Annotated in this window: 1 protein-coding gene; it reads left to right on the forward strand. The window is 53.3% G+C overall.

All coding sequences use genetic code 11. The features are described from left to right. Positions 1–584, forward strand: a 584-nt coding sequence (locus tag KW821_RS21365) for a hypothetical protein (RefSeq protein ID WP_218292851.1), incomplete at its 5' end; no start/stop codon positions are given. Between the last annotated feature and the right edge of the window lie 31 nt (positions 585–615).

Consider the following 615-nt stretch of genomic DNA (forward strand, 5'->3'; position numbering starts at 1 on the left):
CCAGCCAATGGCAGGGCACTGGCTCGTTGAACTTTGAAATCCTGTCGGTACAAATTGAGAAAGGCCCTCCGACCTCGCTTATCCCAACGACAAATGCTGCCGCCACCAGGGCACCCGAGCTGGTGTGGCTGCCCGGCCCAGTAAACAGCCCTGGCTATGGTAAGAGCCGAACTTATGCGGTTGAGTTTGAAATTATCAGTCCAAGTTCAACTGGTTATGTCCCGCTTTTCTGTGAAGGAAGCCATCCGACTCGCCACTTTTTGGGGGTGTGGAATGATGGTGCGCTTCTTGCGACCAATGATTACTCTCCAGCCAAGTTGTTAGCCCCAGTCTTGTTGAAGCGGAATGTTATGGCTGCATCCTTTAACTACGACGGTGGCTATATTGCGTTGAGTCTTAACGGCGGCCCTGTCGTGAAATCAACGGCCCTATGTACCATTAAGCCTGGTCAGGCCGAAGCTCCCAATGAGCGTTTTGAAATTGGGTCGCTCGGTGGGTGGGGGCATGTGCCTTGCATTAGGATTCGTAATTTCCGTCAGTGGAATCGTTCATCCTCAGATGCTCAACTCAGGGCCATCAAGTGACCCGCCAATACTGCACGGGGCTTGGCCCCGT

The organism is Aeromonas sp. sif2416, from assembly GCF_019218665.1.
In the GTDB taxonomy this organism is placed as follows: domain Bacteria; phylum Pseudomonadota; class Gammaproteobacteria; order Enterobacterales; family Aeromonadaceae; genus Aeromonas; species Aeromonas encheleia.